This window comes from Streptococcus sp. 3109 (genome assembly GCF_013276905.1).
Lineage (GTDB): Bacteria > Bacillota > Bacilli > Lactobacillales > Streptococcaceae > Streptococcus.
In genome coordinates this window covers 86504-101996 of sequence record NZ_VMLY01000007.1, presented here as the reverse complement: position 1 = coordinate 101996, position 15493 = coordinate 86504, and the positions used below count along the sequence as shown (strand labels likewise).

Annotated in this window: 16 protein-coding genes; all 16 read left to right on the top strand. The window is 40.2% G+C overall.

All coding sequences use genetic code 11. From position 1 onward, the window contains the following. The first annotated feature begins 68 nt into the window (after positions 1 to 68). The 16 genes from yhbY to rpoZ all read left to right on the top strand — a co-directional run bounded on the left by yhbY (position 69) and on the right by rpoZ (position 15467). Entirely contained in the window at positions 69 to 380 is a 312-nt protein-coding gene (yhbY, locus tag HT698_RS04770; RefSeq protein WP_000060169.1) for a ribosome assembly RNA-binding protein YhbY, read from the top strand. Between the two features lie 50 nt (positions 381 to 430). Further along, positions 431 to 1060 (top strand): nicotinate-nucleotide adenylyltransferase, encoded by a 630-nt coding sequence (locus HT698_RS04765; protein ID WP_173219938.1) that lies wholly within the window; start codon positions 431 to 433, stop codon positions 1058 to 1060. After that, positions 1060 to 1653, top strand: coding sequence for a bis(5'-nucleosyl)-tetraphosphatase (symmetrical) YqeK (yqeK, locus tag HT698_RS04760; RefSeq protein ID WP_173219935.1), 594 nt, complete (start codon positions 1060 to 1062; stop codon positions 1651 to 1653). Before HT698_RS04765 ends, yqeK begins: the two co-directional genes overlap by 1 nt. After that, positions 1654 to 2154 carry a cysteine hydrolase family protein gene (locus HT698_RS04755; RefSeq protein ID WP_173219932.1) on the top strand — a complete coding sequence of 167 codons (501 nt, stop codon included), beginning with the start codon at positions 1654 to 1656 and terminating at the stop codon, positions 2152 to 2154. Between the two features lie 12 nt (positions 2155 to 2166). Further along, positions 2167 to 2520, top strand: a complete 354-nt coding sequence (gene rsfS, locus HT698_RS04750; RefSeq protein ID WP_173219929.1) for a ribosome silencing factor — start codon at positions 2167 to 2169, stop codon at positions 2518 to 2520. Positions 2521 to 2629: 109 nt separating this feature from the next. Continuing rightward, the gene (locus HT698_RS04745; RefSeq protein WP_319946281.1) at positions 2630 to 3370 is read left to right on the top strand and encodes a class I SAM-dependent methyltransferase; all 741 of its coding nucleotides are present in this window, start codon (positions 2630 to 2632) and stop codon (positions 3368 to 3370) included. 9 nt (positions 3371 to 3379) lie between these two features. After that, on the top strand, positions 3380 to 4477 hold the full coding sequence (locus tag HT698_RS04740; RefSeq protein WP_173219926.1) for a nucleotidyltransferase: 1098 nt from the start codon (positions 3380 to 3382) through the stop codon (positions 4475 to 4477). Between the two features lie 131 nt (positions 4478 to 4608). After that, positions 4609 to 4863 carry a type II toxin-antitoxin system Phd/YefM family antitoxin gene (locus tag HT698_RS04735; protein WP_000388572.1) on the top strand — a complete coding sequence of 85 codons (255 nt, stop codon included), beginning with the start codon at positions 4609 to 4611 and terminating at the stop codon, positions 4861 to 4863. 3 nt (positions 4864 to 4866) lie between these two features. After that, positions 4867 to 5121, top strand: coding sequence for a Txe/YoeB family addiction module toxin (locus HT698_RS04730; protein WP_173219923.1), 255 nt, complete (start codon positions 4867 to 4869; stop codon positions 5119 to 5121). Between the two features lie 215 nt (positions 5122 to 5336). Beyond that, positions 5337 to 7445, top strand: coding sequence for a class I SAM-dependent DNA methyltransferase (locus tag HT698_RS04725; protein ID WP_173219920.1), 2109 nt, complete (start codon positions 5337 to 5339; stop codon positions 7443 to 7445). Next, the gene (locus tag HT698_RS04720) at positions 7438 to 8688 is read left to right on the top strand and encodes a restriction endonuclease subunit S (protein WP_173219917.1); all 1251 of its coding nucleotides are present in this window, start codon (positions 7438 to 7440) and stop codon (positions 8686 to 8688) included. The genes HT698_RS04725 and HT698_RS04720 overlap by 8 nt, the downstream gene beginning before the upstream one ends. Continuing rightward, positions 8688 to 9593 carry a hypothetical protein gene (locus HT698_RS04715; protein WP_173219914.1) on the top strand — a complete coding sequence of 302 codons (906 nt, stop codon included), beginning with the start codon at positions 8688 to 8690 and terminating at the stop codon, positions 9591 to 9593. Before HT698_RS04720 ends, HT698_RS04715 begins: the two co-directional genes overlap by 1 nt. Positions 9594 to 9653: 60 nt before the next feature. Next, positions 9654 to 12626 (top strand): DEAD/DEAH box helicase family protein, encoded by a 2973-nt coding sequence (locus HT698_RS04710; RefSeq protein ID WP_173219912.1) that lies wholly within the window; start codon positions 9654 to 9656, stop codon positions 12624 to 12626. A gap of 123 nt (positions 12627 to 12749) precedes the next feature. Further along, on the top strand, positions 12750 to 14363 hold the full coding sequence (locus tag HT698_RS04705; protein ID WP_173249593.1) for a ribonuclease Y: 1614 nt from the start codon (positions 12750 to 12752) through the stop codon (positions 14361 to 14363). A 138-nt stretch (positions 14364 to 14501) separates the two neighbouring features. Continuing rightward, a complete protein-coding gene (gene gmk, locus HT698_RS04700; protein ID WP_000775041.1) occupies positions 14502 to 15128 on the top strand; it encodes a guanylate kinase in 627 nt (208 codons plus the stop codon). 24 nt (positions 15129 to 15152) lie between these two features. After that, positions 15153 to 15467 carry a DNA-directed RNA polymerase subunit omega gene (gene rpoZ, locus HT698_RS04695; RefSeq protein WP_000979235.1) on the top strand — a complete coding sequence of 105 codons (315 nt, stop codon included), beginning with the start codon at positions 15153 to 15155 and terminating at the stop codon, positions 15465 to 15467. The last annotated feature ends 26 nt before the right edge of the window (positions 15468 to 15493 follow it).

Sequence of the window (15493 nt, the reverse complement as noted above, 5' to 3'; positions counted from 1 at the left end):
CTTTGGGAAATTAGTTCCGACCGTCCCTCACCACCTAAAATAACTATCAAAAAAACAAGGAAGAAATTATGTCATTAACATCAAAACAACGTGCCTTCCTCAACAGCCAGGCACACACTCTCAAACCCATCATCCAAATCGGGAAAAATGGTCTCAACGACCAAATCAAAACCAGCGTTCGTCAAGCTCTTGACGCCCGCGAATTGATTAAGGTAACTCTCTTGCAAAATACAGATGAAAATATCCACGAAGTCGCTGAAATCTTGGAAGAAGAAATCGGTGTGGATACAGTCCAAAAAATTGGACGCATCTTGATTTTATTTAAACAATCTAGCAAGAAAGAAAATCGCAAGATTTCTAAAAAAGTCAAAGAAATCTAAAAACCTACTCCAAATAACTGTTTTTACAGAGAAATAAAGGAGACTAGCCTATGGCAATTGAACTATTAACTCCCTTTACCAAGGTAGAGTTGGAGCCAGAAATCAAGGAGAAAAAACGCAAACAAGTCGGGATTTTAGGGGGCAATTTTAACCCCGTTCACAATGCCCATCTCATTGTTGCGGATCAAGTGCGCCAGCAGTTGGGACTAGATCAAGTTCTGCTTATGCCTGAATACCAACCTCCTCATGTAGATAAAAAGGAAACAATCCCTGAACACCATCGTCTCAAGATGCTTGAGTTGGCGATTGAGGGGATTGAAGGTCTGGACATTGAAACCATTGAGTTGGAGCGCAAGGGCATTTCCTATACCTACGACACCATGAAAATCTTGACAGAGCAACATCCAGATACGGATTATTACTTTATCATCGGTGCCGACATGGTGGACTATTTGCCTAAGTGGTATCGAATTGATGAACTGGTTGATATGGTTCAGTTTGTGGGAGTTCAGCGCCCACGCTATAAGGCTGGCACTTCCTATCCAGTTATCTGGGTGGATGTGCCTCTCATGGATATCTCATCTAGCATGGTGCGTGACTTCCTGGCCCAAGGTCGGAAACCCAACTTTCTCCTACCTCAGCCTGTGCTAGATTTCATCGAGAAGGAGGGGCTCTACTGATGGCCTATCAAGACTATATCAACTGCTCCCGTGAGGCTTTGTTAGAAAAAATGGCAGAGCTTCTACCTGAAAAACGCTTAACCCATTGTCTAGGTGTGGAGCGTGCAGCCATAGAACTGGCGGAGAGATTTGGAGTCGATGCCGAGAAAGCAGGCTTAGCAGGGCTCCTTCATGACTATGCTAAAAAGCTGTCAGATCAGGAATTTTTAGACTTGATTGACCGTTATCAGCTAGACCCTGACCTCAAAAACTGGGGCAATAATGTCTGGCATGGGCTGGTTGGTATCTACAAGATTCAAGAAGATTTGGATTTGCATGATACAGAAATCCTGCGAGCCATTGAAATCCATACAGTCGGTGCTGGTCAGATGACAGATTTAGATAAGGTCATCTATGTCGCAGACTATATCGAGCACAATCGAGCCTTTCCTGGAGTAGACCAGGCGCGTGAGATTGCAAGTCAATCGCTCAATAAGGCGGTGGCCTATGAAACAGCTCGTACCGTGGAGCATCTAGCTCATCAGGGATTTCCCATCTATCCCCAAACCCTTGAAACCTATAACGCCTTTGTGCACTATTTGAAAGAGGACTAAATGAAGACGGCTTTTATAATCATTGATGTTCAGAATATTTTAGTGGAAACCGGTTTTCAGACAAATAGTCTATTGGAAAAAATTTCTTATTTACAAAACCAGGCTAGAAGTAAGAATATCGAAATTATTTATGTTCAACATATTGAGAACGCTGAAGCTCAAACATCAGAAGATTGGCAGTTATCTGAGCTTTTAAACCGAAAACCTGATGAAAAGGTCTTTCAGAAGAAGTATAACAGTATTTTCAAAGAAACTGGTTTAAAAGAATATTTGGATAAACAGGGGATTGAAAAATTAGTTTTATGTGGTATGCAGACAGAATATTGTGTGGATACCTCTGTCAAGGTTGCTTTTGAATATGGCTATCAGCTTATTATTCCAGAAGGAACTTGCACAACGTTTGATGGGAAAGACATTCCAGCAGAAACGATAAATGAATTCTATGAGGGTATTTGGGAGGGGCGCTTTGCAGATGTCCTAGATTACAAACATATTTTCTAGAAAGAGGACTAAATGAACGAAAAAGAATTACTAGAACTAGTCGTGAAAGCGGCTGATGAGAAACGTGCGGAGGATATCCTTGCACTCGACGTACAAGATTTGACCAGCGTGACGGACTACTTTGTCATCACGAGCTCGATGAATAGCCGTCAGTTGGACGCTATTGCTGATAACATTCGTGAAAAAGTAGCCGAAGCTGGTGTTAAAGGCAGCCATGTCGAAGGCGATGCGGCAGGAGGCTGGGTCTTGCTAGACCTTGGTGGTGTCGTTGTGCATATCTTCTCAGAAGAAATTCGTGCCCACTATAACTTAGAAAAACTATGGCATGAGGCGAATTCAGTAGATATTTCAGAAGCTCTTGCTTAGAAGATGAACTCAGTTGTAGTCAACTGGGTTTCTTTGCTTATTTTAGAAAAATTGATAGAAAGGTAAAGAGCTAGTGGTGTTTGCCATTGAGGCTCTTGGTATCATGATTATGGCAACTTATGAAACCTTTGCGGCTGTTTACGATGTTGTGATGGATGATAGTTTATACGATAAATGGACGGATTTTTCGCTGCGTCATTTGCCTAAGACCAAGGAGAGAAAGAAACTCTTGGAACTGGCTTGTGGAACAGGAATTCAATCGGTGCGCTTCTCTCAGGCTGGTTTTGATGTGACTGGACTGGACTTGAGTGCTGATATGTTGAAAATTGCCGAAAAGAGAGCTGCTTCAGCCAAGCAAAAGATTGATTTCATTGAAGGAAATATGCTGGATTTGTCCAAGGCAGGTCAATATGATTTTGTCACTTGTTATTCGGACTCAATCTGCTACATGCAGGATGAAGTGGAAGTAGGGGACGTTTTTAAGGAAGTCTATAATGCTCTTAATGAAGACGGAGTTTTCATCTTTGACGTGCATTCGACTTACCAGACAGATGAAGTTTTTCCAGGCTATTCCTACCATGAAAATGCGGAAGATTTCGCTATGCTTTGGGACACCTATGAGGATTCAGCACCACATTCTATCGTACATGAGCTGACCTTCTTTATCAAGGAGGATGACGGTTCCTTTAGTCGTCACGATGAAGTGCATGAGGAGCGGACCTATGAGGTCTTGACCTATGATATTTTGTTGGAACAGGCTGGATTCAAGTCCTTCAAACTCTATGCGGACTTTGAGGACAAGGAGCCAACAGAAACTAGCACCCGTTGGTTTTTTGTGGCGCAGAAGTAGGAGATCACTATGACCATCACGGGTATTATCGCGGAGTTTAATCCTTTTCATAATGGACACAAATACCTGCTGGAACAGGCTGAAGGACTGAAAGTCGTGGCTATGTCTGGAAATTTCATGCAGAGAGGCGAGCCTGCTATTGTAGATAAGTGGACACGGACCCAGATGGCGCTGGAAAACGGAGCAGATCTGGTAGTGGAATTGCCCTTTTTAGTCAGTGTTCAGGCAGCTGATTTCTTCGGTCAAGGAGCTGTGGATATCTTGGCTCGCTTGGGCATTGATAATCTAGCTTTTGGGACAGAGGAAGTTCTGGATTACCAGGAAATCGCTGACTTATACACAGAGCAAGGTGCTGAGATGGAGAAATTTGTGGAAAATCTGCCTGATTCCCTTTCCTATCCCCAGAAAACCCAAGCCATGTGGAAGGAATTTGCTGGTCTTGATTTTTCAGGTAATACCCCCAATCATGTTCTTGCTCTCGCTTATGCCAAGGCGGTTGCGGGACGAAATATCAAGATGCATCCAATTCAACGTCAGGGGGCGGGTTACCATTCTGTGGATAAAGATGTGGACTTTGCCTCGGCTACAGCCCTCCGTCAGCACCAGAGAGATACAGATTTCTTAGAACGCTTTATGCCTTCTGTTGCTCTATTTGAGCAGGCTAATAAGGTGAGCTGGGAAGACTATTTTCCCTTGCTCCGCTATCAAATCTTATCAAATCTCGACCTAACCACCATCTATCAGGTCAATCAAGAAATGGCAGTGCGCATCAAGGATGCTATCAAGATAGCCCAATCTGTGGAAGACTTGGTTGAAGCGGTTGCGACCAAGCGTTACACCAAGGCGCGTGTCAGACGCCTCTTGACCTATATCTTGGTGCAAGCTAGAGAAGGTGACTTGCCAGAAGCCATTCATGTCCTTGGATTTACTGAAAAAGGCAGGCAACATCTCAAGTCTTTGAAAGGTCAGGTCAGTCTAGTCAGCCGAATTGGCAAAGAACCTTGGGATGTCATGACTCAAAAGTCAGACCAGATTTACCAACTAGGAAATCCAAGTATAGCAGACCAGAATTTTGGAAGAGTGCCGATAAGAATAGAAACAAACTAAGTCTACTGAAAGGTGGACTTTTTGAGATTTTTTACGAATAAATAGATAGAAAAGAAAATCTTGTACAAGTTCCTGACAATTTCTTTCTTTTTGTGTATAATAGTGGAAAAGAGGTAAAACGAGGTATGGTTATGGAAGCAGTTCTTTACTCAACATTCCGAAATCATTTAAAAGACTACATGAAGAAGGTCAATGATGAATTTGAGCCTTTAACGGTGGTTAACAAAAATCCAGATGAGGACATTGTAGTTCTTTCAAAGAGCGAATGGGACAGTATTCAGGAAACCCTGAGAATCGCTCAAAATAAGGAGTTATCAGACAAGGTTTTGCGAGGAATGGCTCAAGTCCGTGCTGGAAGCACTCAAGTCCATGTTATTGAGGAGTGAGGAATGCTGCTCAAGTTTACAGAAGATGCCTGGGTTGATTATTGCTACTGGCAAAATCAGGATAAGAAAACCCTAAAACGAATAAACAAACTAGTCAAGGATATTCAACGTGATCCCTTTACAGGAATAGGTAAGCCAGAACCACTCAAGTATGACTACCAAGGAGCCTGGTCACGTCGTATCGACGCAGAAAATCGCTTGATTTATATGATGGATGGAGATAGCGTGGCTTTCTTGTCCTTTAAAGATCATTACTAAGTCTACTGCGAAGTAGGCTTTTTATTTTTTAAATTTTTATTAGTAAGTTTAAGATAAAGTTTTTTGGAAAATGACAGAAGCCCTAGTACAAAAGACAAAAACTCAGTAAAGAAATTTAGTATATGAACTTCTATCTTTACCCTTGAATACGCTTTATAACTCGTATTTTGTGGTATAATGAAGAGAATTGTTAATAATAAAAACAGGGGAAGTAAATGTCTAATTTCAAAGAAAAATTACCACTATTCCAAGCAAATGACATCCAAATTTCTAATGATGTCAATACGGTTTGGTCTATCGCTAACACCCTTAGAGGAGCTTATCGAGCAGATAAGTATCGCGATGTCATCATTCCAATGTTTGTCCTGACTCGTTTAGAAGCTGCCTTGCTGCCAACCAAGGATCAGGTGGTAGCACAATACAAAGCAAATCCCAATACACCTGAGAAAGTGTTGGAGAAACTTTCAGGCTATCGTTACTACAATGTTAGTCCTTTTACGTTGGCAAATCTTCAAAACGATCCAAATGCAATCGAGGAGAATTTTCTAGCCTATCTGGATGGCTATTCCTATCGTGTCAAGGACATCATTGAAAACCTAAAATTTAAAGAGCAAGTCCGTACCCTAGCCCAGAGTGGTCGTCTTTTCACGGTTATTAAAAAGTTCTCTCAAATTGATTTGTCTCCAAGTTCAGTTGATTCTATGCGTATGGGATACATGTTTGAGGATATCATCCGCCGATTTTCTGAAAATGAGGAAGCGGGGTCTCACTATACCCCTCGTGAAGTTATCGCTCTGATGGTCAACCTACTCTTGATTGAGGCAGACGAAGAACTTTTTGTTGATAAAAAAGAGTTGAAAATACTAGACATGGCCGCTGGAACTGGGGGAATGCTGGCTACAGCTAAAAGCTATATCCGTCAGTTGAATACGGGAGCCACTGTCCGTCTCTTTGGTCAGGAAGTTTTGCCTGAAACCTTTGGGATTGGTCGTGCAGATATGCTAATTCGTCAGGAAGACTCTGATTATTTTGTGAAGGTGGATACCTTAAAAGATCCAGATCCTTTCCCAGATACTAAGATGAGCTTTGTCATCGCTAACCCTCCCTTTGGTCAAGCTTGGGGTGGTAAGGATGCGGATGATGGGGTTGAGGATGCAGTTAAGAAAGATCATCAACTCTTTGATAAAACAGAAGGTCGTCAAGGTCGTTTTGTTGCGACTCCAGGAACTGGAGATGCTCAACTACTCTTCCATCTTCATGCTCTTGCAAAATTAGAAGAAAATGGCCGTGCAGCCATCATTTCAAATGGGTCTCCCCTCTTTTCAGGTGGGACGTCATCGGGAGAAAGTCAGATTCGCCGTTATATCCTTGAGAATGATTTGCTAGAAGCTATAGTCGCCCTTCCAGGTCAATTTTTCTATAACACAGGAATTGGGATTTATATCTGGATTTATAATAAAAACAAGTCTCCTGAGCGCCAGAACAAGGTTCAGTTTATCGATGCGACGGAGGAGTTTATTCCTCTACGTAAATCTCTAGGTCAAAAACGCCGTGAGTTGTCCCAAGATAATATCCGTCAGATCCTTCACTGGTACGATGATTTTCAAGAAAATGACCATGTAAAAATCTTTGACAATCAAGAGTTTCTCTATCGAGAGTTTACAGTTATGCAACCTCTGCAACGTCGTGGCCATATAAGTGAAGAAACAATTGAGAAAGCGAAAAGTGTTCCTTTCCTAGCTAAACTATTTGATGAATACAAGTATCAAGAATTGCTAGAGATGGAACCACGTTCAGCCAAGGATGAGAAAAAATTACAGGATCTTGTAGCTGGTAAGATCAAGCAAGAAGCTATCCTGACAGCTCTTGCTAAGGGAAGCTCTGATAAGACCTATCCTAACTTTGAGAACTTTGCCCAAGTCATCAAGGACTTGCTGGGAGAGTTTAAGCTTACGCCTGCCAATGTCAATGCGCTAGCCTTAGCTATGAGTGAAATGGACAAAACAGCAGAAGTTATCCGAACCAAGAGGAAAGACAAGGCAAATGAGATTGCCGATGGGATTGTCTATGATAAGACCACCAAGGACAGTGAAATCGTTAAGCTGACAGAGGATGTGGAAACCTACTTTGCGCGTGAGGTCTATCCCCATGTACCTGACGCCCACTACTGGTTTGATGAGGAAAAGGGCTATGGAGCCGAGATTCCTTTTACCCGCTATTTCTATCACTACCAAGCACCAGAGAGTGCTGAGAAGTTATTGGCAGAGTTCTATGACTTGGAAGCAGAACTACAGACTCTCTTGGAGGAACTAAAACATGACTAGGATGAAAGAGAGTGGCATTGACTGGATCGGACAGATACCAGAAGAGTGGGAGATTTCTAAAATAAAATTCACAACACAGCTTAATGGTAGAATTGGTTGGCAAGGATTAACATCAGCTGAATATAAAGAAGAAGGACCATATTTAATTACTGGAACTGACTTTCACAATGGAACAATTAATTTTGAAACAGCTGTACATATTGATGAAAAACGTTGGTCAGAAGCTTCACAGATTCAAGTTGAAAATGGTGACTTACTAATTACGAAAGATGGTACGGTAGGTAAAGTAGCTATTATTTCAGGGCTTGATGATAAAGCTTCGTTAAATAGTGGTGTGTTAAGAATCCAAACAATTGATGAGATTGATAGAAAATTTTTATACTATGTTTTATTATCAGATGAATTTTGGATGTGGTTTAACTATACAAATTCAGGGGCTAGCACCATTTTACATTTGTATCAAAATGTATTTGATGAATTCACTTTTACATTTCCTCAAAAAAATGAACAACAAAAAATTGCTGATTTTCTAGATAAGAAAACCGCCCAGTTAGATAAAGCTAAAGCATTACTGGAGGAGCAGATTCAAAAGCTCAAAGATTACCGCTCTAGCTTGATTTATGAGACTGTCACAAAAGGACTGGATAAAACAGTCCCAATGAAAGATTCGAGTATCGACTGGATTGGAGAGGTGCCTGAAGGGTGGGGAGTGAAACGATTAAAATATTTGGTAGAAATTTCAACTGGAACAAGTAACACTCAAGATAGGACTGTAGAGAGCGAAGGATATCCTTTCTTTGTTAGATCTCAAAATGTTGAAAAACTTCCGACATATACTCATGATACAGAGGCTATTTTAACAGCTGGTGATGGGGTAGGAGTAGGGAAAGTTTTCCATTATTATAAGGGGAAATTTACTGCTCATCAAAGAGTGTATATTTTATCAAATTTTAAAAATATTGAAAGTAAATTTTTATTTTACTATGTATCAATTAATTTAAAAAATGAAGTATCATTAGGGGAAGCAAAATCAACTGTAGATTCTATACGAATGCCTATGTTATCGAATTTTATGGTATCAATACCTTCATCTACCGAACAACATAATATTTCTAATTATTTAGATTGTGAAATTAAGCGAATTCAGGCAATGATTGAAATCAAACAAAATCAAATTGAAAATATTGATAAACAACGACAAACTCTTATTTATGATTATGTGACAGGGAAGAGGAGGGTGTAATGGATACAGAAATAGGAGAATATAGTTATTCTATTCGATGGATTTTTGAGGATTCTAAAAAACATGAGTTAGATGCTAAGACACTATTAAAATCTGAACAAAATTTAGCTGATTTTTTATATGAAATAACCAATCAATTTGGTCTCTCAATTGAAATTAGAGCATTGGCGAGAGATAAAGGCAGTTTTAAATCGGAGTTTAAAATTTTATGGAAAAAGAATCTAGACAAAATTTTTATAGCTGGTATTACGTCTATTATTTCAATAAGTCTTACTGCTTTTTTTCAACAAGTTCAAGAACCTAAAAGTACAACGTTAGATCGTGAAAAATTAGTACTTGATTTACAAGAAAAAATAAATAAGGGAGATCTGACACTAGAGCAGGCAAAGATATACATTGAAGAATTTTCTAGCCTTGCTAAGTACAAAAATGCTTTTTTTAAAGCAAATAAAATTGATAAAGAGATTTCAGAAATCGAGATAACACAAGAAGGAAAAGTAACCAGTAATATAGGTAGTGGCGAATTTGATAATTACATTTCTAATAATCAGACTAGTGAGACAGTTATTTACGATGCTAAAGTTTATATTATATCTCCTGTGTTAGTAGCTGGTGTAACAGAAAAGTGGACAGGTGAGTATGAAGGGGATAAAATACGTTTTAGTGTCAAAGACAAGGACTTTTTAGAAAAATCACAAAACAAAGTTATTTCGTTCAACACAGGTTTTTTCATAAGATGTAAATTACGAAAGATTGATAAAAGTATTGCTGGTAAGGAGCAGTGTGCATGGGAAGTTCTGGAAGTTACTCATTATGCTGTAGATGATGAACATGTCGTCGAATTTGAACACCGTATAAAATCTAAGAATAAAGAAATTTCTGGTCAAATGACCTTATTTGACTGATAGAAATTTGATTGGAATGTATCGAATAATATAATTTTAAAATCAAGAAAGTGAGAAACTATGGCAAATTTGGGCTTAAAGGAGCGCTATGATTTCCAGCAGTGGATTATCAAAGACTTGAAAGAAAAAAATGGCTATATCCAGCGGGACGCTACTTGCTACGATCCTAGATTAGCCATGGATGTGGAACTCCTGTGGGATTTTCTGATGGAGACCCAGGAGGAGACCATGGACTATCTCCTTAAAAAACTGAGTAAGGAGACAATCGTCAATCTGATTAATAAAGAAATCGTCAAGGGTGGCTTTTTATTCGCCTTAAAAGAGGGAATCTTTATTGAAAATAAACAACTTCGTCTTCTTTATCGTAAACCTGCGACTAGTTTTAATGAAAAGACTGTTCAACAATACCAAGCCAATTGTCTATCTGTTATGGAAGAAGTGGTTTATGAGGAGAGCGACCGCATTGACCTTGTTATCTTTATCAATGGATTAGCACTATTTGCTATCGAACTTAAGTTTAATCCCAGTGGTCAGTCTGTACAGGATGCTATCAGGCAGCTCAAGGGACGCAATCCTAAGAATCGTCTTTTCCGTTTTGAACAGGGAGTCTTGGCTTCCTTTGCAGTGGATACCCTAGAAGTCTATATGACGACGCAATTGAAAGGACAAGAAACCTATTTTCTACCTTTTAATGTGGGGAAAGGGGAAGGTATTGAGATGGGAAGTGGCAACCCTCACAACCCTGATGGTGTCGATACAGACTACTTGTGGCTTGATGTCTTGACCAAGGATAGTATTCTCCAGTTAATAGAGAGTTTTATCTTTTTTGAGATGGATAAGCATAAAAAGAAGACCCTGATTTTCCCGAGATACCATCAGCGAAGAGCAGTTAGCCGTCTCCTAGAGGACATGAAAGTCAACCATACTGACAGTAATTATCTGATTCAGCATTCGGCTGGTTCTGGTAAAACCAATACCATAGCATGGTTGGCTCATAGTTTGGTATCGCTCCATGATGAACAAAATCAAAATATTGTGGATACTGTATTAATCGTTACAGACCGTATCGTAGTTGACCGTCAATTACAAGAAGCGGTCAAGGAAATCTCCCACAAGCCTGGAGTGGTCAAGGTAATGGGCGACAAAGAAACCTCCAGTGACTTAGCGGATGCGATTGCAGGAAATACAAAAATCATAGCTACGACTATTCATAAGTTTGCCCAAATCAACCAATCTAACTGGATGTCTGTAGGGAATACTGCGAAAAAGAAATTTGCCATCCTGATTGATGAAGCTCACAGTTCAACGACAGGATCCTATATGAGTTCGGTTAGTCAAGTCTTGACAGAAACAGATACAGAAGATGGAACTATCGATGAGATTCAAGAAGTAAGTGTTGCGGACGCTATCGAGAAGGAGATTGCTCGGACAGGTAAGCAGGACAATGTCTCAATCATTGCCTTCACTGCAACTCCCAAGGCGACAACTCTACAGCTATTTGGTACAACACAAGCAGATGGTTCTAAAGCTCCTTTTGATGTTTATAGTATGAAGCAAGCTATTGAGGAAGGTTTTATTCTAGATGTTTTAGATAACTATACGACTTATAAGACCTATTACAAGCTCAATAAAGCAGTCGAAGAAGATCCTGAGCTAAAAACGACTCTTGCCAAGCGTAAGATTGCAAAGTTTGTAGAATTATCTGATGAAAATATCAATCAAAAGGTTGAAATTATCATGGATCACTTTATCAGTCATGATATTATGGCTGAATTGGGTGGTCAAGGTAAGGCTATGATTGTGACTTCGGGTCGTGAGGCAGCAGTTAAGTATCAATTGGCCTTTCAAAAGTACTTCAAAGACCACAGTATCACCAGTATTGGAACCCTGATTGCCTTTTCTGGCAAGGTTGATTACCAAGGTAGTGAATATACTGAGTCGCAAATGAATCAGGTCAAGGAAGATTATTTGAAAGATCATTTTGATACGGAGGACTACCAAATCCTGATTGTGGCAAATAAGTATCAGACAGGGTTTGATCAACCAAAACTGGTTGCTATGTATGTGGATAAAAAGTTGCGAAGTGTTGCTGCGGTGCAAACATTGTCTCGTTTGAATCGTATCTATAGAGGCTACAACAAGAAGACCTTTATCCTTGATTTTAAAAATACTTATGACGATATTCGCTCAGCTTTTTCTCCCTACTACCGTGAGACTATTTTAGCAGATACAGTCACACCTAGCGATGTCTTGACCTTGGATCGGAAAATTGATGAGTATGGTATTTTGGACAGTGATGTTGTTCATGAGTTTAATCAATTCTTATACCAAGAAAAGAGAAACAGCAGAGAAAAACAAAAGATGGTTTCTCTGTTAAATCAAGGTTATGATAGAGTTAGACGGTTTGATGAGAAAGAACAACTTTCTATTCGAAAGGTTATTCGAGGTTTTCTTAGAATGTATACTTTCTTGATTCAGGCAACTGCTTATCAAAATGAAGTTCTGCACGAACGTTATAATTATCTGCAAAGCCTTGTCAAGATGATTGATGTTCGCATTGGAGGAAATGATTTTACAATAGCAGATAAGATCGTAGTGGACTATATGAAACATAAGCAAACAGGTTCTTTCAGGTCAGTTTCTGAATTGGAATATCATCCAGAGTTAATACTTACCAAGCCAAGTACTGGAGGTGTTACGACTGACCAGGAGAAGCGTTTATCTGAAATCTTAGATGAAATTAACGAACAGTTGGATTTGGATATTGATCACCAAGTCGGTCTAAGTGGAGCGGTATCCATTCGTGAATTGATGAAAAAGAATCCGAGACTAAAGCAATCTGCTCGTGTCAACTCCAGAGAAGACTTCGTTTTTGCTTTTGAAGAAGAGATTGACAATGCTCTCATAGAAGGATACTCTCAGAGTCAAGATTTATTTGGTGCTCTATTAAATAATGATTCTTTCAAGAAGAGATTAGCAGATATATTTATTGATGATGTGTTCAAAAGTTTGAAGGGATCCGAAGAAGTGTAATCCTAAAATTCAGACTAATTTCCCCAAAACATATTCTATTTTAGGTTTGTGAAAATCACTTTTTTATGGTAGAATGTAAAAGAATGTATGTCATTCGGAATAACAATAAAATGAGGTAAAAACATGGAAATCATGTCGCTTGCGATTGCTGTTTTTGCCGTCATCATTGGTTTAGTCATTGGATATGTCAGCATCTCAGCTAAGATGAAATCATCTCAGGAAGCTGCGGAGTTGATGCTTTTAAATGCTGAACAAGAAGCAACTAATTTACGTGGACAAGCTGAGCGTGAAGCGGATTTACTTGTTAATGAAGCTAAGCGTGAAAGCAAGTCTCTTAAAAAAGAAGCACTATTGGAGGCCAAAGAAGAAGCCAGAAAATACCGTGAAGAAGTGGACGCTGAATTCAAATCAGAACGTCAAGAACTCAAACAAATCGAAAGTCGTTTGACAGAGAGAGCTACTAGCCTTGACCGTAAGGACGACAATTTGACGAGTAAAGAACAAACACTTGAACAAAAAGAACAAAGTATTTCTGATAGAGCGAAAAACCTTGATGCGCGTGAAGAGCAATTAGAGGAAGTCGAAAGACAAAAAGAAGCAGAACTAGAGCGTATTGGTGCCCTGTCTCAGGCAGAAGCACGAGATATTATCTTGGCTCAGACAGAGGAGAACTTGACCAAGGAGATTGCCAGCCGTATTCGTGAAGCTGAGCAAGAGGTCAAGGAACGTTCTGACAAAATGGCCAAGGACATCCTGGTTCAAGCTATGCAACGTATTGCTGGTGAATATGTAGCGGAGTCAACAAACTCAACAGTTCATCTACCAGACGATACTATGAAGGGACGCATTATTGGTCGTGAAGGTCGTAACATTCGTACCTTTGAAAGTTTGACAGGGGTCGATGTGATTATCGACGATACACCAGAAGTGGTGACCTTGTCAGGATTTGACCCGATTCGTCGTGAGATTGCCCGTATGACTATGGAAATGTTGCTCAAAGATGGTCGTATCCACCCAGCTCGTATCGAAGAGTTGGTTGAGAGAAACCGTCAAGAGATCGACAATAAAATCCGTGAATACGGTGAGGCCGCTGCCTATGAGATTGGTGCGCCAAACCTTCATCCAGACTTGATGAAGATTATGGGTCGTTTGCAATTCCGCACTTCTTATGGACAAAATGTTTTGCGTCATTCGATTGAGGTTGCTAAGTTGGCTGGTATTATGGCCAGTGAGCTTGGTGAAAATGCGGCTCTTGCCCGTCGTGCTGGCTTCCTTCACGATATCGGGAAAGCCATTGACCGTGAGGTTGAAGGTAGCCACGTTGAAATCGGTATGGAATTGGCTCGTAAGTATAAGGAACACCCAGTTGTGGTCAATACGATTGCTAGCCACCATGGCGATGTTGAAGCTGAGAGCGTGATTGCAGTGATCGTCGCTGCAGCAGATGCCTTGAGCGCAGCCCGTCCAGGTGCTCGTAGTGAGTCTCTTGAAAGCTACATCAAACGTCTTCATGATTTGGAAGAAATTGCTAACGGCTTTGAAGGAGTACAAACTAGCTTTGCCCTTCAAGCAGGACGTGAAATTCGTATCATGGTCAATCCAGGACAAATCAAGGACGACAAAGTCACAATCTTGGCTCACAAAGTTCGTGAGAAAATTGAAAACAATCTCGATTACCCAGGAAATATCAAGGTAACCGTGATTCGCGAGCTTCGTGCAGTAGATTATGCTAAATAAATAAGAAAGAGCAGTTGAAAAATTACTGCTTTTTTGTTACACTAGATAGAAAGACTGTAGAAGGATAGTTTGTGTAAAATGCTACTATCTGAAGGAAAATTTTATTTTATTTTTACAGACTGACTAAAAGGAGACACAATGGCAGACCGAGGCTTACTAATCGTTTTTTCTGGTCCTTCAGGGGTTGGAAAAGGAACGGTTAGAAGAGAGATTTTTGAGAGTTCTGAAAACCAATTTCAATACTCTGTATCGATGACGACACGCGCACAACGTCCTGGAGAAGTGGACGGTGTTGACTATTTCTTCCGTACTCGTGAAGAGTTTGAAGAGCTGATTCGTCAAGGACAGATGTTGGAATACGCAGAATATGTCGGCAACTACTATGGAACTCCTCTGACCTATGTCAATGAAACCTTGGACAAGGGAATCGATGTTTTCCTTGAAATTGAGGTTCAGGGCGCTCTTCAGGTCAAGAAAAAGGTTCCAGATGCTGTCTTTATCTTCCTGACACCACCAGATTTGGATGAATTGCAAGATCGTTTGGTAGGACGTGGAACAGACAGTGCAGAAGTAATTGCTCAGCGAATCGAAAAAGCCAAGGAAGAAATTGCCCTCATGCGTGAGTATGATTATGCGATCGTCAACGATCAGGTGCCCCTAGCTGCTGAGCGTGTCAAACGTGTGATCGAAGCAGAACACTTCCGTGTGGATCGTGTCATTGGTCACTATCAGGAGATGTTACCAAAATCTCCAACTACTCGATAAAATTTAGAAAATAGGTACAAGTAAATGATGTTAAAACCCTCTATTGATACCTTGCTCGACAAGGTTCCTTCAAAATATTCACTCGTAATCTTGGAAGCAAAACGTGCCCACGAATTGGAAGCAGGTGCGCCAGCAACTCAAGGTTTCAAGTCTGAAAAATCAACTCTTCGCGCTTTAGAAGAAATCGAATCAGGAAACGTTACAATTCACCCAGATCCAGAAGGAAAACGTGAAGCAGTGCGTCGCCGTATCGAAGAAGAAAAACGCCGCAAAGAAGAAGAAGAAAAGAAAATCAAAGAGCAAATCGCTAAAGAAAAAGAAGATGGTGAAAAGATTTAAGGTTGGGGGGACTCAATCTTATTTTT

Bases quoted from the DNA above. Each gene is read 5' to 3' on its own strand.
- yhbY (WP_000060169.1), top strand. From the start codon at position 69: ATGTCATTAACATCAAAACAACGTGCCTTCCTCAACAGCCAGGCACAC.
- HT698_RS04765 (WP_173219938.1), top strand. From the start codon at position 431: ATGGCAATTGAACTATTAACTCCCTTTACCAAGGTAGAGTTGGAGCCA.
- yqeK (WP_173219935.1), top strand. From the start codon at position 1,060: ATGGCCTATCAAGACTATATCAACTGCTCCCGTGAGGCTTTGTTAGAA.
- HT698_RS04755 (WP_173219932.1), top strand. From the start codon at position 1,654: ATGAAGACGGCTTTTATAATCATTGATGTTCAGAATATTTTAGTGGAA.
- rsfS (WP_173219929.1), top strand. From the start codon at position 2,167: ATGAACGAAAAAGAATTACTAGAACTAGTCGTGAAAGCGGCTGATGAG.
- HT698_RS04745 (WP_319946281.1), top strand. From the start codon at position 2,630: ATGGCAACTTATGAAACCTTTGCGGCTGTTTACGATGTTGTGATGGAT.
- HT698_RS04740 (WP_173219926.1), top strand. From the start codon at position 3,380: ATGACCATCACGGGTATTATCGCGGAGTTTAATCCTTTTCATAATGGA.
- HT698_RS04735 (WP_000388572.1), top strand. From the start codon at position 4,609: ATGGAAGCAGTTCTTTACTCAACATTCCGAAATCATTTAAAAGACTAC.
- HT698_RS04730 (WP_173219923.1), top strand. From the start codon at position 4,867: ATGCTGCTCAAGTTTACAGAAGATGCCTGGGTTGATTATTGCTACTGG.
- HT698_RS04725 (WP_173219920.1), top strand. From the start codon at position 5,337: ATGTCTAATTTCAAAGAAAAATTACCACTATTCCAAGCAAATGACATC.
- HT698_RS04720 (WP_173219917.1), top strand. From the start codon at position 7,438: ATGACTAGGATGAAAGAGAGTGGCATTGACTGGATCGGACAGATACCA.
- HT698_RS04715 (WP_173219914.1), top strand. From the start codon at position 8,688: ATGGATACAGAAATAGGAGAATATAGTTATTCTATTCGATGGATTTTT.
- HT698_RS04710 (WP_173219912.1), top strand. From the start codon at position 9,654: ATGGCAAATTTGGGCTTAAAGGAGCGCTATGATTTCCAGCAGTGGATT.
- HT698_RS04705 (WP_173249593.1), top strand. From the start codon at position 12,750: ATGGAAATCATGTCGCTTGCGATTGCTGTTTTTGCCGTCATCATTGGT.
- gmk (WP_000775041.1), top strand. From the start codon at position 14,502: ATGGCAGACCGAGGCTTACTAATCGTTTTTTCTGGTCCTTCAGGGGTT.
- rpoZ (WP_000979235.1), top strand. From the start codon at position 15,153: ATGATGTTAAAACCCTCTATTGATACCTTGCTCGACAAGGTTCCTTCA.